Source organism: Pseudomonas sp. OV546, from assembly GCF_900116845.1.
Lineage (GTDB): Bacteria > Pseudomonadota > Gammaproteobacteria > Pseudomonadales > Pseudomonadaceae > Aquipseudomonas > Aquipseudomonas petroselini.
Map to the genome: position 1 here is coordinate 651,597 of NZ_FPCE01000001.1, position 24,058 is coordinate 675,654.

Here is a 24,058-nt window from a genome sequence, read left to right on the forward strand (position 1 = left end):
GCTTAGCGGTCCACGTCGGCCATAACGAAATCGATACTACCCAGGTACGCAATCAAGTCCGCGACCATCTCGCCTTTGATCACCGAAGGGATCTGCTGCAAGTGCGGGAAGCTTGGCGTACGAATCCGGGTGCGGTAGCTCATGGTGCCGCCATCGCTCGTCAGGTAATAACTGTTGATACCCTTGGTCGCTTCGATCATCTGGAAGGACTCGTTGGCCGGCATCACCGGGCCCCACGAAACCTGCAGGAAGTGCGTGATCAGGGTTTCGATGTGCTGCAGCGTGCGCTCTTTCGGCGGCGGCGTGGTCAGCGGGTGATCCGCCTTGTACGGGCCGGCCGGCATGTTGCGCATGCACTGCTCGATGATCTTCAGGCTCTGGCGCATTTCTTCGACGCGCACGATGCAACGGTCGTAGGCATCGCCATTGGCCGCCAGCGGCACTTCGAACTCGAAGTTCTCGTAGCCCGAGTACGGGCGCGCCTTACGCAGGTCGAAATCGCAGCCAGTCGAGCGCAGGCCGGCACCGGTGACGCCCCATTCCAGGGCCTCTTTGGTGTTGTAGGCGGCGACGCCGATGGTGCGGCCCTTGAGGATGCTGTTGTCCAACGCAGCCTTTTGGTACTCGTCCAGACGCTTGGGCATCCAGTCGATGAATTCCTTGACCAGGCGCTCCCAGCCATTCGGCAGGTCGTGGGCCACGCCGCCAATGCGGTACCAGGCCGGGTGCAGGCGGAAACCGGTGATGGCTTCGATGACCTTGTAGGCGCGCTGACGGTCGGTGAAGGTGAAGAACACCGGGGTCATGGCGCCGACGTCCTGGATATAGGTACCCAGGAACAGCAGGTGGCTGGTGATCCGGAAGAACTCGGCCATCATGATGCGGATGGTGTCGACGCGGTCCGGTACCTTGATGCCAGCCAGCTTCTCGACCGAGAGCACGTACGGCAGGTTGTTCATCACGCCGCCGAGGTAGTCGATACGGTCGGTGTACGGGATGAAGCTGTGCCACGACTGACGTTCCGCCATCTTCTCGGCACCACGGTGGTGGTAGCCGATGTCCGGTACGCAGTCGACGATTTCTTCGCCGTCCAGTTGCAGGATGATACGGAAGGCACCGTGAGCCGAAGGGTGGTTCGGGCCCAGGTTGAGGAACATGTAGTCCTCGTTGGTGCCGGAGCGCTTCATGCCCCAGTCTTCCGGACGGAAGCGCGCAGCTTCTTCTTCAAGCTGCTGCTTGGCGAGGTTGAGGCTGAAGGGGTCGAATTCGGTGGCGCGCGCAGGGAAGTCCTTGCGCAGCGGGTGACCTTCCCAGGTCGGCGGCATCATGATGCGCGTCAGGTGCGGGTGGCCCGGGAAGTCGATCCCGAACATGTCCCAGACTTCGCGTTCATACCAGCTGGCGTTCGGCCAGATACCGGTGACGGTCGGCACGCTCAGATCGCTCTCGGACAGGGCGACCTTGATCATCACGTCGCTGTTACGCTCGATCGACAGCAGGTGGTAGAACACGGTGAAATCGGCGCCGCTCGGCAGCCCCTGGCGCTTGGTGCGCAGACGCTCGTCCACGCCATGCAGGTCATAGAGCATGACGTACGGCTTGGGCAGGTTGCGCAGGAAGGTCAGGACTTCGACAAGCTTGGCACGCGCCACCCACAGCACCGGCATACCGGTGCGTGTGGCCTGGGCGGTGAAGGCGTCAGGGCCAAAACGGTTATTGAGTTCGACGACCACATCCTGGTCGTCTGCCTTATAAGGCGGGATGTACAGAGCACTGCCTGTAGTCATGGTTTTTTATCGCTTTCGGTCAACGTAAAGAATGAAGCCAGGTTTTCGTTCTATAAAAGAAGCGGTGCTGGATCAGACTTCGTCGGGGCTGCGCAGGTTGGTGACTGCGATTCGCTGTTCGCGGCGTTGTTCCTTTTGCGAAGGCATCTCGGCGCGGTACACGCCTTGATCGCCGACGACCCAGGAAAGCGGGCGACGCTCCTTGCCAATCGATTCCTGCAATAGCATCAAGCCTTGCAGGAAAGCTTCAGGGCGGGGCGGGCAGCCAGGCACGTAGACGTCCACGGGCAGGAACTTGTCCACCCCTTGAACGACGGAGTAGATGTCGTACATGCCACCGGAGTTGGCGCACGAACCCATGGAGATAACCCACTTTGGCTCGAGCATTTGCTCGTAGAGACGCTGAATGATCGGCGCCATCTTGATAAAGCAGGTACCGGCGATAACCATGAAATCCGCCTGGCGCGGCGATGCCCGGATAACTTCGGCGCCAAAGCGCGCGATGTCGTGGGGCGCCGTGAAGGCGGTGGTCATTTCCACGTAGCAGCAGGACAGACCGAAGTTGTACGGCCACAGGGAGTTTTTACGCCCCCAGTTGACCGCGCCACTCAGCACGTCTTCCAGCTTGCCCATGTAGATGTTTTTGTGGACTTGGTCTTCTAACGGATCGGAGACGGTTTCCCGTTCGCCGATAGGGTACTGATCGTTAGGAGCATCCGGGTCGATCCTGGTGAGATTGTATTGCATCGCCAAAGCCTCATTGTTTCAGCTTCGCTTGCCGCTTACGACGAGCTTCCGGAGCCCAATCAAGGGCGCCCACTCGGAATAGGTAGACAAGGCCTGCCAACAGAATTGCTATGAAAACGAGAGCTTCGACGAATCCGGTCCAGCCGCTTTCGCGGACGGACACAGACCAGGCAAAGAGAAAAAGGGCTTCGATATCGAAGATCACGAAGAGCATCGCGACCAGATAGAATTTGGCTGAGAGCCGCAAGCGGGCGCCACCTGTAGGCAGCATGCCGGACTCGAACGGTTCATTTTTGCTGCGGCCCCAGGCTTTTGACCCGAGGAGGCTGGAGACACCAAGCATGAAGGCGCAAAGGCCGACAACACCGAGAAGGAAAATGGCAAAGCCCCAGTTGTGGGCCATGAGTCCTGTCGCTTCGGTCATGCTGGAAATCCTTAACAGAGAGCAAAGGTCTCTGAGCTCGAAAAAGTAACGATGCAGTGACGATATGTCGCACTGCAATCAATCGCGGTGATTTTATGGCTAAACACCGGGCAAGTAAAATTCCTATAGCGAAATTATTCGATGGAATAAGCACATAGTGCACCTTCTTGGGGCTGTAGCCCTTATGGGGCGGGCATTAGCGGGCATTTAATCAAATGTGTTTTGTTTAACCGGTAACGAAGTTTTCATGCTCCAAATGATAATGAATATTGTTTGCGTGGGGTTTAAGCGATTGTTTCTCATGCAGCGAGGGAAGTTGCCGTTACTTGCTTGATTACCGCTTAGTTGCTGACGCGGATCTTTTAACCGATTTATCCGACGCAAATACCGCTCTGGATCAATATTTTGCCCAAAATCTTCAGGCCGCATGCGTTCCCACAGTTGGATGCTCATTGGCCCGGGGCGGATCGCTCAGGCAAAAAAAACGCCCCGAACCAGTCGGGGCGTGATTGTTGTGCGGCACTGCGGTTAGGTCTTCCTTGCGGCCGCAGTGGCCGTGTACGCGGTGCTTAGTGGAACTGCTCTTCTTCGGTCGAGCCGGTCAGCGCGGTCACGGACGAGGTGCCGCCCTGGATCACGGTGGTCATGTCGTCGAAGTAGCCGGTGCCCACTTCCTGCTGGTGCGCCACGAAGGTGTAACCCTTGGCGGCGTCAGCGAACTCTTGCTCCTGCAGCTTCACGTAGGCGGTCATGTCGTTGCGGGCGTAGTCGTGCGCCAGGTTGAACATGCTGTGCCACATGTTGTGAATGCCGGCCAGGGTGATGAACTGGTGCTTGTAGCCCATGGCTGACAGTTCGCGCTGGAACTTGGCGATGGTTGCGTCGTCCAGGTTCTTCTTCCAGTTGAAGGAAGGCGAGCAGTTGTAGGACAGCAGTTGGTCCGGGTATTCCTTTTTGATCGCTTCGGCGAAGCGACGGGCTTCGTCCAGGTCCGGTTTGGCGGTTTCGCACCAGATCAGGTCGGCGTACGGCGCATAGGCCAGGCCGCGGGCGATGGCCTGGTCGAGACCGGCGCGCACTTTATAGAAGCCTTCCTGGGTGCGTTCGCCCGTTACGAACGGCTGGTCGTAGGGGTCGCAGTCCGAGGTCAGCAGGTCAGCGGCGTTAGCATCGGTACGGGCCAGGATGATGGTCGGTGTGCCGGCAACGTCAGCGGCCAGGCGGGCAGCGGTCAGCTTCTGTACGGCTTCCTGGGTCGGAACCAATACCTTGCCGCCCATGTGGCCGCATTTCTTCACCGACGCCAGTTGGTCTTCGAAGTGCACGCCGGCAGCGCCGGCCTCGATCATGCTCTTCATCAGTTCGTAGGCGTTCAGTACGCCGCCGAAACCGGCTTCAGCGTCCGCCACGATCGGCGCGAAGTAGTCGATGTAGCCTTCATCGCCCGGGCCTTTACCGGCTTTCCACTGGATCTGGTCGGCGCGGCGGAACGAGTTGTTGATGCGCTTGACCACGGTCGGTACTGAGTCCACCGGGTACAGCGATTGGTCGGGGTACATGGATTCAGCGGAGTTGTTGTCCGCTGCCACTTGCCAGCCGGACAGGTAGATCGCCTGGATACCGGCTTTTACCTGTTGGACTGCCTGGCCGCCAGTGAGGGCGCCCATGCAGTTGACGAAATCTTTCTCGGGGCGGAAGGACGGCTTGGCACCCTGGGTGACCAGCTTCCACAGTTTTTCGGCGCCGAGTTTTGCAAAGGTGTGCTCAGGTTGAACCGAGCCACGCAGGCGGACGACGTCAGCAGCGGAATAAGCGCGGGTCACGCCTTTCCAGCGTGGGTTTTCAGCCCAGTCTTTCTCGAGGGCTGCAATTTGCTGTTCGCGTGTCAGTGCCATGGGAAAAAACCTCGTCGCGTCTTGTTTGAAGTATCCGTTTGCCAGCCACGCATTCATTGCGTGGGCAGGGCTGCTCGCTGACCAGAAGCTTAGGTGGTCAAGTCAGGTTTGGCGGGGAATGCGACGGGATGAACGATGGCTCAAGGGAGAGTTGAGCAGGTAAGGGCGAACTGCGAACGGTCTTCGGGCGTCGTGGGCCTTTGTACGATCCATCAGTGTGTAGCCGGGTTACCTGGTTAGCTTCCGTCCCTCGGGACAACTTCGTTCCAGTCGCAACCTCGTCAAACACACCTTGTGGGCGGTACAGACACGAATCGGCTCAGGTGGGTAACTTGGAGCGACGATCCGAAGGCCCTTGCCAGGGCCCCTGATTAGCGGGAGCGAGGCCATCATGCCCATGCTTTTTTGGATCGTCAAATGTTTTGTAGTGCTTTTTTTCAAGCACTACATCTTTAGTCTAAGACGACTCGTCAGTCAGTTTTTGGTGCTTCAGTTCAAGGTGTCGATTTTAACCCGTACCGTCAGGTCATCGCGACCCTGAGTAGAGTAGCTGCGGGTTGTAGAGGATTTGTCGGCCTGGGTCTCGCGATTGATGCCAGCCAGGGAGATCCACTCGCCCAGCCGCCCACTGACGGTTGTGTCGGTGCTTTGCACGTTCACTACATCGGGACGTTCCTGGCTCATGCGGTCACGGTTGGTGCTGATCGCCAGATGAACGGTCTCGCCGGTGACGCTGGCGGTCACGTAGAAGCCCTGGGTCACGTTGCGATACTGAGTCTGGTTTTGCAGTCGGCCGTAGCTGTCCTGCTGGGTGGTGGTCAGCGGCACGCTCTGGCCGACCTGGATCAGTGCGGGGACGCCTTCGCTGGCCTGGATCTGCTGGATGCCGCCATCGCGGCTGGTGGTGCCGTAGCTGATGATGCGGGTTTGGCTATCGCCGCTGTTCTGCTGGTTGTTTTCGTTGGTGTCGACGGTGATCAGCAGGCGTTTGGCGGGTGTGTCGAGTTGAGAAAGCAGGGCACGCAGGTCCTGGATCTTGGCGGGGGCGGCATTCACGATCAACTGGTTGCCGTAAGCGCTGACGGTGCCGTCCTTGCCGATGAAGTTCTGTGCCACGGGGAGCAGATCGGCGCTGGTGCGGTTGCTCAGGTTGACGACTTCGGTGTCGGCCACGGCCGAGACGCTGGCGGTCAGGAGGAGGGCGGTGAGCAGGGTGCGTAGGGACATGTCCGTTATCTCTGCGAGTCAAAGGCTGGATAGTGCCAGTTTGTCGGCCTGGCAGGTCGCAAATTGAATCGTAGACGGCAAAATGCCCTGGCAGGGCAGGGCATTTTGAGGTGTTGCTGATATGGCTATCGGGAGCAAGCCCCCTCCCACTTTTTGACCGAGTAAGTCCTTTGGAATGCGGGCCAAGTGTGGGAGGGGGCTTGCCCCCGATGGCAGCGACGCGGTCTCGGATCAGGCCCCGCGCACCATATCGACATGCGGAATCCCGACTTCCAGGAATTCCTCGCTGACGATCTTGAAGCCCAGCCGCTCATAAAACGGCGCCGCATACACCTGCGCACTCAGGAACTGCTTGGCCTGGCCGCGCTGCTCGGCTACACCAATCACCGCAGCCATCAGCTTGTCGCCGACCTTCAGCCCGCGCCAGTCCTTGAGTACCGACACGCGGCCGATCTCGCCGCTGGGCAACAGGCGCGCGGTGCCAATCGGAAAATCGCCTTCAAATGCGAGGAAATGCACCGCGCCGGCGTCGTCCGCATCCCACTCCAGCTCCGGTGGGACCGATTGTTCAGCGATAAAGACCGCTTCACGAATGCGCCGAATCTCGGCGATATCCTTTTGCCAATCCGCGACACTGACGTGAATCTTATTCATCGGCAAATCCCAGGCTTCCTTGCTTGACCAGTTCGCACAGCAGATCGCGGCCGTCTTCATCCGCCAGCCATTCCCCAAGGTTCTCGCTGTGCAGTGCATCGGCCGAGCACACCAGCTTCAGCAGCTCACGCAGCTTGCCGGGCAGGTAACGGCTCTGGCCGCTGGCGAACAGCAGCACGTCGTCGTCGACTTCGGACCAGGCCAGGCGCGCGCTTGGGTTGCGCACCAGGATCGCGCCATCTTGCAGGCTGCTGATGAAGTCTTCTTCACCCAGTTCTTCACCGGCCACCAGTTCCGGGTAGCGCGGTTCGGTCATGAACTGGCCGAACCAGGTCAGCAGCATGCGCTCGTCGCTCATGTGCTCGGCCAGCAGGCTCTTGAGGCGGTCCAGCGCGTCGCTCTGGATCTGGTGGGGGTCGCTGACCGGCTGGGCGTCGGCGTCGGTGTAGCGCTCTTCGTCAGTCAGGTACTGGCTGAGGAAGTCGGTGAAGTGGGTCAGCACTTCGGCGGCGCTCGGTGCGCGGAAACCCACGGAGTAGGTCATGCAGTCGTCTTCGGCAATGCCGAAGTGCGCCAGGCGCGGTGGCAGGTAGAGCATGTCGCCCGGTTCCAGCACCCATTCGGCGCTTTCTTCGAATTCGGCGAGGATGCGCAAGTCGGCGTGCTGCAGCAGCGGGCTCTCGGAGCTGCACATTTGGCCGATCTTCCAGTTGCGCTTGCCCTGGGCTTGCAGCAGGAACACGTCGTAGTTGTCGAAGTGCGGGCCGACGCTGCCGCCGGGTGCGGCGAAGCTGATCATCACGTCGTCAATGCGCCAGCTGGGCAGGAAGCGGAACTGCTCCAGCAGCTCGGCCACTTCCGGCACGAACTGGTCGACCGCCTGCACCAGCAGCGTCCACTCGCGCTCAGGCAGGGTGCTGAAGGCATCTTCGGCGAACGGGCCGCGACGCAATTCCCACGGACGCTCGCCGTGTTCAATTACCAGGCGCGACTCGACTTCTTCTTCCAGCGCCAGGCCGGCGAGTTCGTCGGCGTCGATCGGGCTTTCGAAATCAGGGATGGCCTGACGGATCAGCAGCGGCTTTTTCTGCCAGTAGTCGCGCAGGAATTCCCGTGCCGTGATGCCGCCCAGAAGTTGAAGAGGGATATCAGGATTCATGTGTAACCTATTGAAAAAAAGCACTTTTCAGACTGGAATAAAAACGCCCGGCGCGGCCGGGCGTCTCAAAGGGGCTTGCGTGGATCAGATGCGCTTGGCTTGCTCTACAGCATTGCCGATGTAGTTGGCCGGGGTGAGCAGTTTCAGCTCGGCCTTGGCCGCGGCTGGCATGTCCAGGCCGTCGATGAAAGTTTGCAGTGCTTCAGGGCTGATGCCCTTGCCACGGGTCAACTCTTTCAGCTTCTCGTACGGGTTTTCGATGTTGTAGCGGCGCATCACGGTCTGGATCGGCTCGGCCAATACTTCCCAGCACGCGTCCAGGTCAGCGGCGATCTTCTGCTCATTGAGCTCAAGCTTGCTGATGCCTTTGAGGCTGGCTTCGTACGCGATCACGCTATGGGCAAAGCCCACGCCGAGGTTGCGCAGTACGGTGGAGTCGGTCAGGTCGCGCTGCCAGCGGGAGATCGGCAACTTGCTGGCCAGGTGCTGGAAGAGGGCGTTGGCGATGCCGAGGTTGCCTTCGGAGTTTTCGAAGTCGATCGGGTTGACCTTGTGCGGCATGGTCGACGAGCCGATTTCACCGGCAATGGTGCGCTGCTTGAAGTAGCCCAGGGAGATGTAGCCCCAGATATCGCGATCGAAGTCGATCAGGATGGTGTTGAAGCGCGAAATGGCGTCGAACAGCTCGGCGATGTAGTCGTGCGGTTCGATCTGCGTGGTGTACGGGTTGAAGCCCAGGCCCAGCTCGTCTTCGATGAAGGCGCGGGCGTTGGCTTCCCAGTCGATCTCCGGGTAGGCCGACAGGTGGGCGTTGTAGTTGCCTACGGCGCCGTTGATCTTGCCCAGCAGCGGTACGGCGGCGACTTGAGCGATCTGGCGTTCCAGGCGGTACACCACGTTGGCCAGTTCTTTGCCCAAGGTGGTCGGCGAGGCCGGCTGGCCGTGGGTGCGCGACAGCATCGGCACCGCAGCGAAGCGAATCGCCAGTTCGCGGATGGCTTCGGCGGTCTGGCGCATCAGTGGCAGCATGACGTCATCACGGCCTTCACGCAGCATCAGGGCGTGGGACAGGTTGTTGATGTCCTCACTGGTGCAGGCAAAGTGGATGAACTCGCTGACCTGGGCCAGTTCCGGCAGCTTGGCCGCTTGCTCTTTGAGCAGGTACTCGATGGCTTTGACGTCGTGGTTGGTGGTGCGCTCGATCTCTTTCACACGCTCGGCGTGCTCCAGGGAGAAGTTTTCCGCCAGGGTGTTGAGCACAGCGTTGGCTTGCGCGGAAAACGCCGGCACTTCGCTGATGGCGGGGTGAGCGGCCAGGCGCTGGAGCCAGCGCACTTCAACCAGCACGCGAGCACGGATCAGGCCGTATTCGCTGAAAATAGGGCGCAGGGCCTGGGTTTTGCCGGCGTAGCGGCCGTCAACAGGGGAAACCGCAGTGAGCGAAGAGAGCTGCATGGGGTGTTCTCGGACAGTCGGGCAACGAAATGGGGCGCGTATCATACATGAAAAAATCCGCCGGTCCGTTGCCAACTGACCGGCGTATTACGCGTAACGGCTTGAAAAAGGCCTGCTGGTGCGACTTATTCGTTGCGCATCAACGGGTAAAGCTCTTTGAGTAATTTGCGTCGGCTGATCACCAGTTGCCAACGATGTCCGCCCAACTGGCGCCACAACCGTGCCGAGCGAATACCGGCCAGGAGCAGGGCGCGGATTTTCGAGGCGTTGTTCGGTTGCTGCAAGTTGCGCATGTCGCCGTGGACCTGGATCCGCTGGCGCAAGGTGCTCAAGGTGTCCTGGTACAGCGCACCGCAGGCGGCAACCACGTTTTCGTGGGCCGGGCCGAAGTGTTCCACTTGGGATTGGATTTGCGGCAGGCGCTTGCCGATGACCTCCAGCATGTCCTCGCGCTTGGCCAGTTGACGCTCCAGGCCGAGCATCGACAGGGCATAGCGCAACGGCTCGCGCTGCAGGGTGCTGGGGTCGCGCTCCAGGGCGCCGATCAGTGCGCGGTAGCCTTCACGCAGCGCCAGGTCGTCGCCCCCGTAGACTTCCAGGGTGTCCTTGGGGTCGCGGATCAACAGGCTGCCGAGCATGCAGGTCAGGCCTGCCTCGGTGACCTGTCCGGTCTTGGCGATCTTGTCCACCAGCACGGCGGCAAGGAAAACCCCGCCGAGTGCCGTCAATTGCTCCTGGGTCGGGCTCATGCCGGGTTGCTCCAGGCTTCGGCGACTTCAATCACGCCGCCGCCCAGGCAGATTTCGCCGTCATAGAACACCACGGACTGGCCCGGTGTGACCGCGCGTTGCGGGTCATCGAAGGTGGCACGGTAGCCGGTGGCGGTTTTTTCCAGGGTGCAAGGCTGGTCGCCCTGGCGATAGCGCACTTTGGCGGTCAGGCGGCGTGGCGTGCTCAGGTCGATAGGGTTGACCCAATAGATCTCGGAAGCCAGCAGCGCGCCGGAGAACAGCAGCGGGTGTTCGTTGCCCTGGCCGACGATCAACACGTTATTATCCAGGTCCTTGACCAGCACGTACCACGGCTCTTCACCGGCGTCTTTCAAGCCGCCGATGCCCAGGCCCTGGCGCTGGCCGATGGTGTGGTACATCAGGCCGTGGTGGCGGCCGATCACTTCACCGTCGGTGGTCTTGATTTCACCCGGCTGCGCCGGCAGGTACTGCTTGAGGAAGTCGCTGAAGCGGCGTTCGCCGATAAAGCAGATCCCGGTGGAATCCTTCTTCTTGGCGGTGGCCAGGCCATGTTTCTCGGCAATCTTGCGCACTTCGGGTTTTTCCAGTTCGCCCACCGGGAACAGGGTCTTGGCGATCTGTTCACCGCCGACGGCGTGCAGGAAGTAGCTCTGGTCCTTGTTCGGGTCCAGGCCCTTGAGCAGTTCGGTGCGGCCATCGATATCGCGGCGGCGCACGTAGTGGCCAGTGGCAATCAGGTCGGCGCCGAGCATCATGGCGTAGTCGAGGAACGCCTTGAACTTGATTTCACGGTTGCACAGGATGTCCGGGTTCGGCGTGCGGCCGGCCTTGTATTCGGCCAGGAAGTGCTCGAACACATTGTCCCAGTACTCGGCGGCGAAGTTGGCGGTGTGCAGTTTGATGCCAATCTTGTCGCACACGGCCTGGGCGTCCGCCAGGTCGTCCATGGCGGTGCAGTATTCCGTTCCATCGTCTTCTTCCCAGTTCTTCATGAACAGGCCTTCCACCTCATAACCCTGCTCCATGAGCAGAACGGCGGAAACGGAAGAATCCACGCCGCCGGACATGCCGACGATGACGCGCTTCTTTTGTGTGTCAGAAGGGGCTGGATCACGCATAGGGTTTCAACGGGTGTCTTGAAAAAGGACGCGATTCTAGCAGGCCTGGGCCCGCAAGGCTAAAGAGAAGGGCGGATCAATTCCAGGCTGTGGCGCTGGCCGGCCAGATAATCATCGATACAGCGGATGATCAGCTCGCTGCGCCAGTCGTCGCGCAGCGCCATCAGCTCGTCACGGGTCAGCCAGCGGGCGCGCAGGATGCCTTCGTCGAGTTGATAGTCCGGGTGGTGTTTCAGGGCTTTGGCGGTGAAGCAGACCCGCTGGTAGGTCACGCCATTGCTGGGGGCGGTGTAGAGGTAGATGCCGACGATACCGGTGGCTTCGACCTCCCAGCCGGTCTCCTCAAGAGTTTCGCGCACGGCGGCTTCGGTCAGGGTTTCATGCGGGTCGAGGTGGCCGGCAGGCTGGTTGAGCACGGCGCGACCGCCCTTGAGCTCTTCGACCATCAGGAAGCGGCCGTTGTCTTCGACGAGGGTGGCGACAGTGATGTGGGGTTGCCAGGTCATGGTTGCCTCTGGATTTAAGATGCGGTGCTGTCCTGGAACAGGATAACCGTCAGTGTGGGAGGGGGCTTGCTCCCGATGAGGGAGTGTCAGTTGATCTATCTGTGCCTGACCCACCGCCATCTGGGGCAAGCCCCCTCCCACATTTTGATTGGGTTTTTTCAGCAAGAAAGCACATAAACAGAAACCCCGGCACAGGGCCGGGGCTTCTTTGCATCCTTACAACCTTACTTCAACTTGGCAATCGCCGCGTTGAGGGTGTTGCTTGGGCGCATGGCCTTGCTGGTCAGCTCAGGGTTCGGCGCGTAGTAGCCGCCGATGTCCACTGGCTTGCCCTGTACGGCGTTGAGCTCGGCCACGATGGTGGCTTCGTTCGCGGCCAGGGTCTTGGCCAGTTCGCCGAACTGCGCTTGCAGGGCAGTGTCTTCGGTCTGGGCGGCCAGGGCTTGAGCCCAGTACAGCGCCAGGTAGAAGTGGCTGCCGCGGTTGTCGATGTTGCCGACTTTGCGCGATGGCGACTTGTTGTTGTCAAGGAACTGGCCAGTGGCCTGGTCCAGGGTCTTGGACAGTACCAGGGCTTTCGGGTTGTTGTACGTCACACCCAAATGCTCAAGGGAGGCGGCCAGGGCCAGGAACTCACCCAGGGAGTCCCAGCGCAGGAAGTTTTCTTCCAGCAGCTGCTGCACGTGCTTCGGAGCCGAACCGCCGGCGCCGGTTTCAAACAGGCCACCGCCGTTCATCAGCGGCACGATCGACAGCATCTTGGCGCTGGTGCCCAGTTCCATGATCGGGAACAGGTCGGTCAGGTAGTCGCGCAGTACGTTACCGGTCACCGAGATGGTGTCCAGGCCCTTGCGGGTACGCTCCAGGGTGAACTTCATCGCGTCGACCGGCGACATGATGCGGATGTCCAGGCCTTCGGTGTTGTGGTCTTTCAGGTAGGCCTGAACTTTCTCGACCACGACGCCATCGTGTGCACGCTTAGGGTCCAGCCAGAAAATGGCCGGGGTGTTGCTGGCGCGGGCACGGTTGACGGCGAGTTTGACCCAGTCCTGGATCGGCGCGTCTTGGGTCTGGCACATGCGGAAGATGTCGCCAGCCTCGACTTTCTGTTCCATCAGCAGGTTGCCCTTGCTGTCGGTCACGCGGACGACGCCGTCAGCCTTGACCTGGAAGGTCTTGTCGTGGGAGCCGTACTCTTCAGCTTTTTTCGCCATCAGACCAACGTTTGGCACGCTGCCCATGGTGGTAGGGTCGAAAGCGCCGTTGGCTTTGCACTCCTCGATCACCGCCTGGTAGATGGTGGCGTAGCAGCGATCCGGGATCACGGCCTTGGTGTCGTGCAGTTGGCCGTCGGTGCCCCACATTTTGCCGGAGTCACGGATCATGGCCGGCATCGACGCGTCGACGATGACGTCGCTCGGTACGTGCAGGTTGGTGATGCCTTTGTCGGAGTTGACCATCGCCAGGGAAGGGCGAGCAGCGTAGACCGCTTGAATGTCAGCTTCGATCTGCGCTTGCTGATCACTAGGCAAGGCCTTGATGCGCGCGTACAGGTCGCCGATGCCGTTGTTCAGGTTAAAGCCGATCTGTGCCAGCACGTCGGCGTGCTTGGCCAGGGCGTCTTTATAGAACTCGGCAACGATCTGGCCGAACATGATCGGGTCGGAGACCTTCATCATGGTGGCTTTCAGGTGAACCGACAGCAGTACGCCTTGCTTCTTGGCGTCTTCGATTTCAGCGGCGATGAAGCTGCGCAGGGCTTTTTTGCTCAGCACGGCGCTGTCGATGATTTCGCCGGCCTTGACGGTGGTCTTTTCTTTCAGGACGGTGGTAGTGCCGTCTTGAGCGACCAGCTCGATTTTGACAGCGTCAGCGGCTTCGATCTGTACGGATTTTTCGCTGCCGTAGAAGTCGCCGCTGCTCATGTGGGCAACGTGGGACTTGGAGTCGGCAGCCCAGGCGCCCATTTTGTGCGGGTGCTTGCGTGCATAGTTCTTGACCGACAGCGGTGCGCGACGGTCGGAGTTGCCTTCGCGCAGTACCGGGTTCACGGCGCTGCCCTTGACCTTGTCGTAACGTGCACGGGTTTCTTTTTCCGCGTCGGTGGTTACGGTTTCCGGGTAGTCCGGCAGGGCGTAGCCCTGGGCCTGCAATTCCTTGATCGCGGCTTGCAGCTGCGGGGTCGAGGCGCTGATGTTAGGCAGCTTGATGATGTTGGCTTCAGGTGTAACGGCCAGGTCGCCCAGTTCGGCGAGGTGGTCCGGGATAGCCTTGGTGCCCAGTTGCTCGGGGAAGCTTGCGAGGATGCGCCCTGCGAGGGAGATGTCGCGGGTTTCCACGGCAATATCAGCGGAAGCGGTGAAGGCCTCTACGATAGGCAGCAGTGAATAGGTGGCGAGGGCTGGGGCTTCGTCGGTGAAGGTATAGATGATCTTCGAGCGGGTGGGCATATTCGGATTAACTCTCTTCTTTGCTGAAAGCGTGCGCAGAAACTCGAGATGCGCCGGGTGGAGCGCGTTCGTTCAAAGTCATCCATGAGCGAAATGTCGAGGTTTCTTCGCGGTGATGTTGGGTTGCATCAGTCGAGCGTCAAGCGGGTGGACTATTGTATTAGCCCTGCTTTGTAGCGGAAGGCACTGTTCTAGAGCGGTCCGCCGTCGTGACTCTTTGGTCAGCGGCGGCATTATACATAGGTCGCTATGCTTACGCCGAGCCTTCATACAAAAGGTGTGTCGTCCATTGGTCTAAAGGTCGCAGGTGCCGGGTTACGCCTAAAGTCGCACGATGTGCTCAAGATTGGCGCTTTTCCCTTTGCTTTCAGGCTTGTAGGCGACAATTTATGCTGTTTTCGATGCAAATGAGCATGGCGCGAGGTTTCAGTCGCCATTTATCTGGAGTAGGCTCGAACGCAGCCAGATGTTCAATCCATAGATGGAGTTCAGCATGGGATACAAGAAGATTCAGGTTCCGGCAGTCGGCGACAAAATCACCGTCAATGCAGACCATTCTCTCAATGTTCCTGACCAACCGATCATCCCTTACATCGAAGGTGACGGTATTGGCGTCGACATCAGCCCGGTGATGATCAAGGTGGTCGACGCAGCTGTTGAAAAGGCCTACGGCGGCAAGCGCAAAATCTCGTGGATGGAGGTTTACGCCGGTGAGAAGGCGACCCAAGTCTACGACCAGGACACCTGGCTGCCTCAGGAAACCCTGGATGCGGTCAAGGATTACGTGGTGTCCATCAAGGGGCCTCTGACCACGCCGGTCGGTGGCGGCATCCGTTCGCTGAACGTGGCCCTGCGTCAGCAACTCGACCTGTACGTGTGCCTGCGGCCGGTGCGCTGGTTCGAAGGCGTGCCCAGCCCGGTCAAGAAGCCAGGCGATGTGGACATGACCATCTTCCGCGAGAACTCCGAAGACATTTACGCCGGGATCGAATGGAAGGCCGGTTCGCCGGAGGCCACCAAGGTCATCAAGTTCCTCAAGGAAGAAATGGGCGTCACCAAGATCCGTTTCGACCAGGATTGCGGGATCGGCATCAAGCCGGTATCGCTGGAGGGCACCAAGCGTCTGGCGCGCAAGGCCCTGCAATATGTGGTGGATAATGACCGCGATTCGCTGACTATCGTGCACAAAGGCAACATCATGAAGTTCACCGAAGGGGCCTTCAAGGAGTGGGCCTACGAAGTGGCGGCGGAAGAGTTCGGTGCGACGCTGCTCGATGGTGGGCCGTGGATGCAGTTCAAGAACCCGAAGACCGGCAAGAATGTAGTGGTCAAGGATGCGATTGCCGACGCGATGCTCCAGCAAATCCTGCTGCGTCCGGCTGAGTATGACGTGATCGCCACCCTCAACCTGAACGGTGACTACCTGTCTGATGCCCTGGCGGCGGAAGTGGGCGGTATCGGTATCGCGCCGGGGGCTAACTTGTCCGACACCGTGGCGATGTTCGAGGCAACCCATGGTACTGCGCCTAAATATGCAGGCAAGGACCAGGTCAACCCAGGTTCGTTGATTCTGTCGGCAGAGATGATGTTGCGCCATATGGGCTGGACCGAGGCGGCTGACTTGATTATCAAGGGCACCAACGGTGCGATTTCGGCCAAGACCGTGACCTACGACTTCGAACGCCTGATGGAGGGCGCGAAACTGGTGTCGTCGTCGGGCTTTGGTGATGCGTTGATTTCGCATATGTAATCGCGCGGGCATAAAAAACGGCCATCCCGAGTTGATTGGGGTGGCCGTTTTTTTATCGCAAGCTACACGCTCGGCGGCGAGTCAGGCCGTTTGTTTCTTTTCTGCTTCGCTCGCACGTGCTGCTGGGCTCGCAATGACTTCTTTCACTGTGTCGATATTCACGGCGTGCAGTCCTTTAGGGCCTTGAATGATCTCAAAGCTGACTGCTTGTCCCGCTTTCAGCGTTTTGTATCCGTCCATGATGATCGCTGAAAAGTGCGCAAACAGGTCCTCGGATTTACCGTCTTCAATGATAAAACCGTACCCCTTGGCATTGTTAAACCATTTGACCTTGCCACTGATCTTGACGCCAGACATACCCATATCCCTCTGCACCAGACTCCATCACTGGAGTATCATCCAGTTTATCCGTCCTAACCCGAATAAATAAGGTTGACTGCGCGGACCTTTTTTACCCACTGTGGGTTCTATTGGTTGTAACACCGTTTCGCCGATAGTCAAGGCGACCGATCGGTCAGCAGTTGAAATTCTGACAGGTCGCCCCCACCACTGTATTTGAACCACTGACGAACCTTTCTTTCCATGCATGCAATCAGCCAGATTCGACTAACATTCAATCAGGATCGACCGGATCACGAACACGATGACGACGGTTCTGCAGGCATTGCTGTTCAGGAGGCCAAGCCTGCTTTACAGGCGCCGCCGATGTACAAGGTGGTTTTGTTCAATGATGACTACACACCGATGGATTTCGTGGTCGAAGTGCTCGAGGTGTTTTTTAACCTGAACCGCGAGTTGGCGACCAAGGTAATGCTGGCCGTTCACACAGAAGGACGGGCAGTATGTGGAGTGTTTACCCGCGACATCGCCGAGACAAAGGCCATGCAGGTCAACCAGTACGCCAGGGAAAGCCAGCATCCGCTACTCTGTGAAATCGAGAAGGACGGTTAACGCCGACCACTTGGGTATGAGGTGAAGCTATGTTAAACCGCGAGCTCGAAGTCACCCTCAATCTTGCCTTCAAGGAGGCCCGTTCGAAGCGTCATGAATTCATGACCGTCGAACACCTGCTGCTGGCACTTTTGGATAACGAAGCTGCCGCCACCGTTCTACGTGCGTGCGGCGCCAACCTCGACAAACTCAAGCACGACCTGCAGGAGTTTATCGACTCCACCACGCCACTGATCCCCGTGCACGACGAGGACCGTGAAACCCAGCCAACCCTGGGCTTTCAGCGGGTATTGCAGCGCGCTGTTTTCCACGTTCAGAGCTCCGGTAAGCGTGAAGTCACGGGCGCCAATGTGCTTGTGGCCATTTTCAGCGAACAGGAAAGCCAGGCAGTGTTCCTGCTCAAACAGCAGAGCGTTGCCCGTATTGATGTCGTCAATTACATCGCCCACGGTATCTCCAAAGTGCCTGGGCACGGCGATCATTCCGAGGGTGAGCAGGAAATGCAGGACGACGAGGGCGGTGAGTCTTCTTCTTCGGGCAATCCACTGGATGCCTATGCCAGCAACCTCAACGAACTGGCGCGCCAGGGGCGGATCGATCCGCTGGTGGGGCGCGAGCTTGAGGTTGAGCGTGTAGCGCAGATCCTCGCGCGTCGTCGCAAGAACAACCCGTTGCTGGTGGGTGAGGCGGGCGTGGGTAAAACCGCGATTGCCGAAGGCCTGGCCAAGCGCATCGTCGATAACCAGGTGCCGGACCTGCTGGCAAACAGCGTCGTCTACTCCCTGGACCTGGGCGCCTTGCTCGCCGGGACCAAATACCGTGGCGATTTCGAGAAACGCTTCAAGGCGTTGCTGGGTGAACTGAAAAAACGCCCTCAGGCGATTTTGTTCATCGACGAGATCCACACCATCATCGGTGCCGGTGCGGCGTCCGGCGGGGTAATGGATGCCTCCAACCTGCTCAAACCGCTGCTCTCGTCGGGTGATATCCGCTGCATCGGTTCGACCACGTTCCAGGAATTCCGTGGCATCTTTGAGAAAGACCGTGCCTTGGCGCGTCGCTTCCAGAAGGTCGATGTGTCCGAGCCTTCAGTCGAAGACACCATCGGTATCCTGCGCGGGCTCAAGGGGCGTTTCGAAGCGCACCATGGCATCGAGTACACCGATGAGGCTCTGCGTGCGGCTGCTGAGCTCGCATCGCGCTACATCAATGACCGGCACATGCCGGACAAAGCCATCGATGTGATCGACGAGGCGGGCGCTTACCAGCGCCTGCAGCCGGTCGAGAAGCGTGTGAAGCGCATCGACGTTGCTCAGGTTGAGGACATCGTGGCCAAGATCGCGCGGATTCCGCCTAAGCACGTCAACAGTTCCGATAAGGAATTGCTGCGTAACTTGGAGCGCGACCTGAAACTCACCGTATTCGGCCAGGATGCAGCCATCGACGCGCTGTCCACCGCGATCAAGCTGTCGCGTGCGGGCCTCAAGTCGCCGGACAAGCCTGTCGGTTCGTTCCTGTTCGCAGGCCCGACCGGCGTCGGCAAGACCGAAGCGGCACGGCAGTTGGCCAAGGCCATGGGTATTGAGTTGGTGCGGTTCGACATGTCCGAGTACATGGAGCGCCACACGGTATCGCGCCTGATCGGTGCGCCTCCGGGTTATGTCGGTTTCGACCAAGGCGGCCTGTTGACCGAAGCGATCACCAAGCAGCCGCACTGCGTATTGCTGCTCGATGAAATCGAGAAGGCTCACCCCGAAGTCTTCAACCTGCTGCTGCAGGTGATGGACCACGGCACCCTGACCGACAACAACGGGCGCAAGGCGGACTTCCGCAATGTGATCGTGATCATGACCACCAACGCCGGTGCCGAAACGGCTGCGCGGGCTTCGATCGGCTTCAGTCATCAAGATCACTCTTCCGATGCAATGGAAGTGATCAAGAAGAGCTTCACGCCGGAGTTCCGCAACCGTCTGGATACCATTATCCAGTTTGGTCGCCTCAGCCATGAGGTCATCAAAAGCGTGGTGGACAAGTTCCTCACCGAGCTTCAGGCGCAGTTGGAAGACAAGCGCGTGCAACTGGAAGTCTCCGAGGCGGCGCGCAGTTGGATCGCCGAGGGTGGCTACGACGCGGCAATGGGCGCACGTCCAATGGCACGTCTGATCCAGGACAAGATCAAGCGGCCATTGGCCGAAGAGATCCTGTTCGGCGAGCTCTCCGACCATGGTGGCGTGGTGCACATCGACCTCAAGGATGGCGAGCTGACCTTCGAGTTCGAAACCACGGCTGAAATGGCCTGATCGATAGCTGCGGGCGCCAATGTGGGAGGGGGCTTGCTCCCGATAGCGGTAGATCAGTCACTCATGTAGCGACTGAAACACTGCTATCGGGAGCAAGCCCTCTCCCACATTTGGTTTTGGCGCTTGGTAAATAGCACGCACACAAAAACGCCCGGCATAACCGGGCGTCTTGTATTGACTTGCTTAGCGAGCGCGGTAAGTGATGCGCCCTTTGCTCAAGTCATAGGGCGTCAGCTCGACGCGCACTTTGTCACCGGTAAGAATACGAATGTAGTTCTTGCGCATCTTGCCGGAGATATGCGCGGTTACGACGTGCCCATTTTCCAACTCCACACGAAACATGGTGTTGGGCAGGGTGTCGACGACAGTGCCTTCCATTTCGAAGCTGTCTTCTTTCGACATGCAGTAAAGCCCTCGGTATCCAGTGAATGGCCCGGTGCAACTGCGCCAGGCAAAAGCGGCGTGCATTGTGCCCGAAAAAGGGTGTTTAAGCCAAGGGGTTCTAGTTAAGTGTTACCCATCTTTGATTAATCAGCAGTTCAATAGGCCGATATTGGGTCTTGTAATTCATCTTTTTGCAGTTCTTGATCCAGTATCCGAGGTACACCGCCTCCAGTTCCTGGCGCAGTGCCTCACCGATTTGCCAGAGGATCGCAAAGCGTCCCAGGCTGCGGCGTTCTTCGGCCGGCTCGTAGAAGGTGTAGACCGCTGACAGGCCGTTAGGCAGCAAATCGGTCACGGCAACGGCCACGAGTCGGCCGTCTGCGCGAAACTCGTAGAAGCGCGAGAAGGGCAGGTCGCGCACCAGGAAGGTAGAGAACTGGTCGCGGCTGGGTGGGAACATATCGCCATCGGCGTGTCGCTCCTCGATATAGCGCTGGTAAAGGTCGAAGTATTCTTCGGTAAACCGAGGCTTGGCCGGCATCACTGTGAGGTCGGCGTTGCGCTTGAGGATGCGTTTCTGGTTGCGGTCCGGCAGAAACTGCGCCACGGGGATGCGTGCCGGTACACAGGCATTGCAGTTCTGGCAGTGAGGCCGGTACAGATGATCGCCGCTGCGCCGAAAACCCATCTCCGACAGGTCGGCATACACATGCACGTCCATAGGCTGGCTGGGGTCGAGGAACAGCGTGGTGGCCTGCTCGTCGGGCAGATAGCTGCAAGAGTGGGGTTGAGTGGCATAAAACTTCAAACGCGCCAACTCGGTCATGATCAACCCTCGGATAAGCTTTCAAATAAGTGTAAGCCAGGAGCGCGCAAGTCGCCTAAGAAACCCACGGTCCAGTGTTGGGTTGGTCCAGATGGTCGCGCAGGAAACCTGCGAAGTCGCTGCGGGAGATGGCGCGGGCACCCAGGCTGTGCAGGTGGTCATTGGGCATCTGGCAGTCGATCAGTACAAAACCCCAGGCCTGCAATTGGCGGGTCAGGGTGGCGAAGCCGAATTTTGAGGCGTTGTCGGCGCGGCTGAACATGGATTCGCCGAAAAACAGCTGGCCCATCGCCAGGCCATACAGGCCGCCCACCAGTTCACCGTTGTCCCAAACCTCCACCGAATGCGCATAGCCGCGCTGGTGCAGTGCCAAGTAGGCGTTCTGGATGCTCTGGGTGATCCAGGTGCCGTCGGCATAGGCGCGCGGTGCTGCGCACGCTTGAATGACGGCAGCGAAGTCTTGGTCGAAGGTCACGGTGTAGCGCTGCTGGCGCAACAATTTGCCCAGGCTGCGCGATATATGCAGCTCGTCGGGGAATATCACCGTGCGGGGATCGGGCGACCACCAGAGGATCGGCTGGCCCTGCGAAAACCACGGGAAACAACCGTGGCGGTAGGCTTGGATCAATCGCTCGGCCGATAAATCGCCACCGGCCGCGAGCAGGCCATTGGGTTCGCGCATGGCTTTGGCCAGCGGGGGGAAAGTCAGTGAGTCGCGTTGTAACCAGGTCAGCATGGCATCCAGGCTTACGGAAGGGGAGGGGAGTGGGCAGCGATGGTGTCTGCCCCAAGGGTTGATTATTGTCGACACAGCGCTCTGGGGCCAGTCCGAATCGGCCATTGACGCGCATTAGCGTGAGCGGGTGTTTCTGCAACTCTCTGCATAAGGCGTGGTCGTAATCGGGTCTGGCCCATGCAGGCATTTTGCCAAGCTTGCCTGGATTAGTAAAAACAGCTCATAAGCCTTTGTCAGCAAAGACAATGCATGCTCAAATTGGGCCTCTTGTGAGATGTCATTGGCCAGGCTGTTTGAAGAACGCCAAGCGGCGTGGCATCAGGCACACAAACCCGTACAATGCGGCCATTGTGGCGCTGCTGCCATTTCATCCAGCAATCGCCCGGTGTTAAAAGTAGATTCAACTACGCTCGTTCATTTTTCAGCTGCTCGGATTGGGCAGTATTTGCAGTCATTCAACAGATGGACGCGCTAAAGGCGCAGGAAAAGACCCGTTTTGAAGAAATCCGCCGCAACACCTAAAGCAGCAGTCGTGCCCGCTTGGCGCCAGCACCTGCATTATCGCCTCAAGGAAGGTGCGTTGATCGCCATCGGCGCGCTGTGCCTGTTCCTGATGATGGCCTTGCTGACGTACGGCAAGGACGATCCGGGCTGGAGCCATAACAGCAAGATCGAAGACGTGCAGAACTTCGGTGGGCCTGCCGGCTCCTACAGCGCCGATATCCTGTTCATGGTGCTGGGTTACTTCGCCTATATCTTCCCATTGCTGCTGGCGATCAAGACCTGGCAGATCTTCCGCCAGCGTCACGAACCGTGGCAGTGGAGCGGCTGGCTGTTCTCCTGGCGGCTGATCGGCCTGGTGTTCCTAGTGTTGTCCGGGGCGGCATTGGCGCACATTCATTTCCATGCACCCACCGGCCTGCCGGCGGGCGCGGGCGGGGCGCTGGGCGAAAGCCTCGGCGACCTGGCGCGCAAGACCCTGAATATCCAGGGCAGCACCCTGATGTTCATCGCGCTGTTCCTGTTCGGCCTCACCGTGTTCACCGACCTGTCGTGGTTCAAGGTGATGGACGTGACCGGCAAGATCACCCTCGACCTGCTGGAGCTGTTCCAGGGCGCCGCCAACCGCTGGTGGGCGGCCCGCGTCGAGCGCAAGCGCATGGTGGCGCAGCTGCGTGAAGTGGACACCCGCGTCAACGAAGTCGTGGCCCCGAGCACACCGGACCGGCGTGAGCAGGCCAAGGTCAAGGAACGCCTGATCGAACGCGAGCAGGCCCTGAGCAAGCACATGTCGGACCGCGAGAAGCAGGTGCCGCCGGTGATCGCTCCCGCGCCGCCTAAACCGGCCGAGCCGAGCCACCGCGTGCAGAAAGAGAAGCAGGCGCCGCTGTTCGTCGACAGCGCCGTCGAAGGCACCTTGCCGCCGATCTCGATCCTTGACCCGGCCGAAAAGAAACAACTCAACTATTCGCCGGAATCCCTGGCGGCCGTCGGCCATCTGCTGGAAATCAAGCTCAAGGAATTCGGCGTTGAAGTGTCGGTGGACTCCATCCACCCAGGCCCGGTGATTACCCGGTATGAAATCCAGCCGGCCGCGGGGGTGAAGGTCAGCCGTATCTCCAACCTGGCGAAGGATTTGGCCCGTTCCCTGGCCGTGACCAGCGTGCGCGTGGTGGAAGTCATCCCCGGCAAGACCACCGTGGGTATCGAGATTCCCAACGAAGACCGCCAGATCGTGCGCTTCTCCGAGGTGCTGTCGACGCCGGAGTACGACAACTTCAAATCGCCGGTCACCCTGGCCCTGGGTCACGACATCGGCGGCAAGCCGGTGATCACCGACCTGGCGAAAATGCCCCACCTGCTGGTGGCCGGTACCACCGGCTCGGGTAAGTCGGTGGGTGTGAACGCGATGATCCTGTCGATCCTGTTCAAGTCCGGCCCGGACGACGCCAAGCTGATCATGATCGACCCGAAGATGTTGGAATTGTCGATCTACGAAGGCATCCCGCACCTGCTGTGCCCGGTGGTGACCGACATGAAGGACGCCGCCAACGCCCTGCGCTGGAGCGTGGCCGAGATGGAGCGTCGCTACAAGCTGATGGCGAAGATGGGCGTACGGAACCTGTCGGGCTTCAACGCCAAGGTCAAGGAAGCCCAGGATGCCGGCACACCGCTGACCGATCCGCTGTACAAGCGCGAAAGCATTCACGACGAAGCGCCGTTGTTGACCAAGCTGCCGACCATCGTGGTGGTGGTCGACGAATTCGCCGACATGATGATGATCGTCGGCAAGAAGGTTGAGGAACTGATCGCGCGTATTGCCCAGAAGGCCCGTGCCGCCGGTATTCACTTGATTCTTGCGACCCAGCGTCCGTCGGTGGACGTGATCACCGGCCTGATCAAGGCCAACATTCCGACGCGCATGGCGTTCCAGGTGTCGAGCAAGATCGACTCACGGACCATCATCGACCAGGGCGGCGCCGAACAACTGCTCGGCCACGGTGACATGCTCTACATGCCACCGGGCACCAGCCTGCCGATCCGGGTTCACGGCGCCTTCGTTTCTGACGATGAGGTCCACCGTGTGGTGGAAGCCTGGAAACTGCGCGGTGCGCCGGAGTACAACGACGACATCCTCGCGGGCGTTGAAGAGGCCGGCAGTGGTTTCGACGGCGGCAGCAGTGGTGGCGACGATGATGCCGAGACCGACGCGTTGTACGACGAAGCCGTGGCCTTTGTGCTGGAAAGCCGTCGCGCCTCGATCTCGGCGGTACAGCGCAAGCTGAAAATCGGCTACAACCGCGCCGCCCGCATGATCGAAGCCATGGAAAACGCCGGCGTCGTCACCGCAATGAACACCAACGGTTCGCGCGAAGTCATTGCCCCCGGGCAGATGCGCGACTGATCCCGTGCCGCGTGGCAACACGCGGCGCGCCC

At 59.6% G+C, this 24,058-nt stretch carries 20 protein-coding genes; 4 read left to right on the top strand and 16 right to left on the bottom strand.

Annotated features, from left to right (window positions below; translation table 11 throughout):
• Positions 1 to 2: 2 nt before the first annotated feature.
• The 12 genes from nuoC to BM403_RS03115 all read right to left on the bottom strand — a co-directional run bounded on the left by nuoC (position 3) and on the right by BM403_RS03115 (position 14,174).
• The gene (gene nuoC / locus BM403_RS03060) at positions 3 to 1,787 is read right to left on the bottom strand and encodes an NADH-quinone oxidoreductase subunit C/D (RefSeq protein ID WP_012724952.1); all 1,785 of its coding nucleotides are present in this window, start codon (positions 1,785 to 1,787) and stop codon (positions 3 to 5) included.
• A 72-nt stretch (positions 1,788 to 1,859) separates the two neighbouring features.
• Positions 1,860 to 2,534 carry a NuoB/complex I 20 kDa subunit family protein gene (locus BM403_RS03065; RefSeq protein WP_012724951.1) on the bottom strand — a complete coding sequence of 225 codons (675 nt, stop codon included), beginning with the start codon at positions 2,532 to 2,534 and terminating at the stop codon, positions 1,860 to 1,862.
• A gap of 10 nt (positions 2,535 to 2,544) precedes the next feature.
• Positions 2,545 to 2,958: an NADH-quinone oxidoreductase subunit A gene (locus BM403_RS03070; RefSeq protein ID WP_003219575.1), complete on the bottom strand. Its 414-nt coding sequence runs from the start codon at positions 2,956 to 2,958 to the stop codon at positions 2,545 to 2,547.
• 569 nt (positions 2,959 to 3,527) lie between these two features.
• Positions 3,528 to 4,853 (bottom strand): isocitrate lyase, encoded by a 1,326-nt coding sequence (aceA, locus tag BM403_RS03075; RefSeq protein ID WP_003219577.1) that lies wholly within the window; start codon positions 4,851 to 4,853, stop codon positions 3,528 to 3,530.
• Between the two features lie 489 nt (positions 4,854 to 5,342).
• Complete coding sequence (locus BM403_RS03080; RefSeq protein WP_093541540.1) at positions 5,343 to 6,080, bottom strand: secretin N-terminal domain-containing protein; 738 nt, start codon at positions 6,078 to 6,080, stop codon at positions 5,343 to 5,345.
• Positions 6,081 to 6,311: 231 nt separating this feature from the next.
• Positions 6,312 to 6,734, bottom strand: coding sequence for a GNAT family N-acetyltransferase (locus BM403_RS03085; RefSeq protein WP_064055391.1), 423 nt, complete (start codon positions 6,732 to 6,734; stop codon positions 6,312 to 6,314).
• The gene (locus BM403_RS03090) at positions 6,727 to 7,893 is read right to left on the bottom strand and encodes a ribosomal protein uL16 3-hydroxylase (protein WP_012724948.1); all 1,167 of its coding nucleotides are present in this window, start codon (positions 7,891 to 7,893) and stop codon (positions 6,727 to 6,729) included. Before BM403_RS03090 ends, BM403_RS03085 begins: the two co-directional genes overlap by 8 nt.
• 84 nt (positions 7,894 to 7,977) lie before the next feature.
• Positions 7,978 to 9,348: an adenylosuccinate lyase gene (gene purB, locus BM403_RS03095; protein ID WP_093541542.1), complete on the bottom strand. Its 1,371-nt coding sequence runs from the start codon at positions 9,346 to 9,348 to the stop codon at positions 7,978 to 7,980.
• A 125-nt stretch (positions 9,349 to 9,473) separates the two neighbouring features.
• Positions 9,474 to 10,097 carry a high frequency lysogenization protein HflD gene (gene hflD, locus BM403_RS03100; protein WP_012724946.1) on the bottom strand — a complete coding sequence of 208 codons (624 nt, stop codon included), beginning with the start codon at positions 10,095 to 10,097 and terminating at the stop codon, positions 9,474 to 9,476.
• Positions 10,094 to 11,218: a tRNA 2-thiouridine(34) synthase MnmA gene (gene mnmA / locus BM403_RS03105; RefSeq protein ID WP_012724945.1), complete on the bottom strand. Its 1,125-nt coding sequence runs from the start codon at positions 11,216 to 11,218 to the stop codon at positions 10,094 to 10,096. Before mnmA ends, hflD begins: the two co-directional genes overlap by 4 nt.
• 59 nt (positions 11,219 to 11,277) lie before the next feature.
• The gene (locus tag BM403_RS03110; RefSeq protein WP_093541544.1) at positions 11,278 to 11,724 is read right to left on the bottom strand and encodes an NUDIX hydrolase; all 447 of its coding nucleotides are present in this window, start codon (positions 11,722 to 11,724) and stop codon (positions 11,278 to 11,280) included.
• A gap of 224 nt (positions 11,725 to 11,948) precedes the next feature.
• On the bottom strand, positions 11,949 to 14,174 hold the full coding sequence (locus BM403_RS03115) for an NADP-dependent isocitrate dehydrogenase (RefSeq protein ID WP_012724943.1): 2,226 nt from the start codon (positions 14,172 to 14,174) through the stop codon (positions 11,949 to 11,951).
• 493 nt (positions 14,175 to 14,667) lie between these two features.
• On the opposite strand from BM403_RS03115, the gene icd reads away from it, so the two are divergent.
• Complete coding sequence (gene icd, locus BM403_RS03120; protein WP_046035525.1) at positions 14,668 to 15,924, top strand: NADP-dependent isocitrate dehydrogenase; 1,257 nt, start codon at positions 14,668 to 14,670, stop codon at positions 15,922 to 15,924.
• 81 nt (positions 15,925 to 16,005) lie between these two features.
• On the opposite strand, the gene cspD is transcribed toward icd, so the two are convergent.
• Positions 16,006 to 16,281 carry a cold shock domain-containing protein CspD gene (cspD, locus tag BM403_RS03125; protein ID WP_012724941.1) on the bottom strand — a complete coding sequence of 92 codons (276 nt, stop codon included), beginning with the start codon at positions 16,279 to 16,281 and terminating at the stop codon, positions 16,006 to 16,008.
• 225 nt (positions 16,282 to 16,506) lie between these two features.
• On the opposite strand from cspD, the gene clpS reads away from it, so the two are divergent.
• Entirely contained in the window at positions 16,507 to 16,875 is a 369-nt protein-coding gene (gene clpS, locus BM403_RS03130; protein ID WP_010567912.1) for an ATP-dependent Clp protease adapter ClpS, read from the top strand.
• 29 nt (positions 16,876 to 16,904) lie between these two features.
• Positions 16,905 to 19,175: an ATP-dependent Clp protease ATP-binding subunit ClpA gene (gene clpA / locus BM403_RS03135; protein ID WP_012724940.1), complete on the top strand. Its 2,271-nt coding sequence runs from the start codon at positions 16,905 to 16,907 to the stop codon at positions 19,173 to 19,175.
• Between the two features lie 183 nt (positions 19,176 to 19,358).
• Here the strand turns inward: clpA and infA are convergent, their stop codons facing one another.
• The 3 genes from infA to aat all read right to left on the bottom strand — a co-directional run bounded on the left by infA (position 19,359) and on the right by aat (position 21,121).
• A complete protein-coding gene (gene infA, locus BM403_RS03140) occupies positions 19,359 to 19,577 on the bottom strand; it encodes a translation initiation factor IF-1 (protein WP_002553999.1) in 219 nt (72 codons plus the stop codon).
• A 100-nt stretch (positions 19,578 to 19,677) separates the two neighbouring features.
• Positions 19,678 to 20,385 carry an arginyltransferase gene (locus BM403_RS03145; protein ID WP_012724939.1) on the bottom strand — a complete coding sequence of 236 codons (708 nt, stop codon included), beginning with the start codon at positions 20,383 to 20,385 and terminating at the stop codon, positions 19,678 to 19,680.
• 55 nt (positions 20,386 to 20,440) lie between these two features.
• The gene (aat, locus tag BM403_RS03150) at positions 20,441 to 21,121 is read right to left on the bottom strand and encodes a leucyl/phenylalanyl-tRNA--protein transferase (protein ID WP_012724938.1); all 681 of its coding nucleotides are present in this window, start codon (positions 21,119 to 21,121) and stop codon (positions 20,441 to 20,443) included.
• 496 nt (positions 21,122 to 21,617) lie between these two features.
• Between aat and BM403_RS03155 the strand changes: the two genes are divergently transcribed.
• On the top strand, positions 21,618 to 24,026 hold the full coding sequence (locus BM403_RS03155; RefSeq protein WP_012724937.1) for a DNA translocase FtsK: 2,409 nt from the start codon (positions 21,618 to 21,620) through the stop codon (positions 24,024 to 24,026).
• The last annotated feature ends 32 nt before the right edge of the window (positions 24,027 to 24,058 follow it).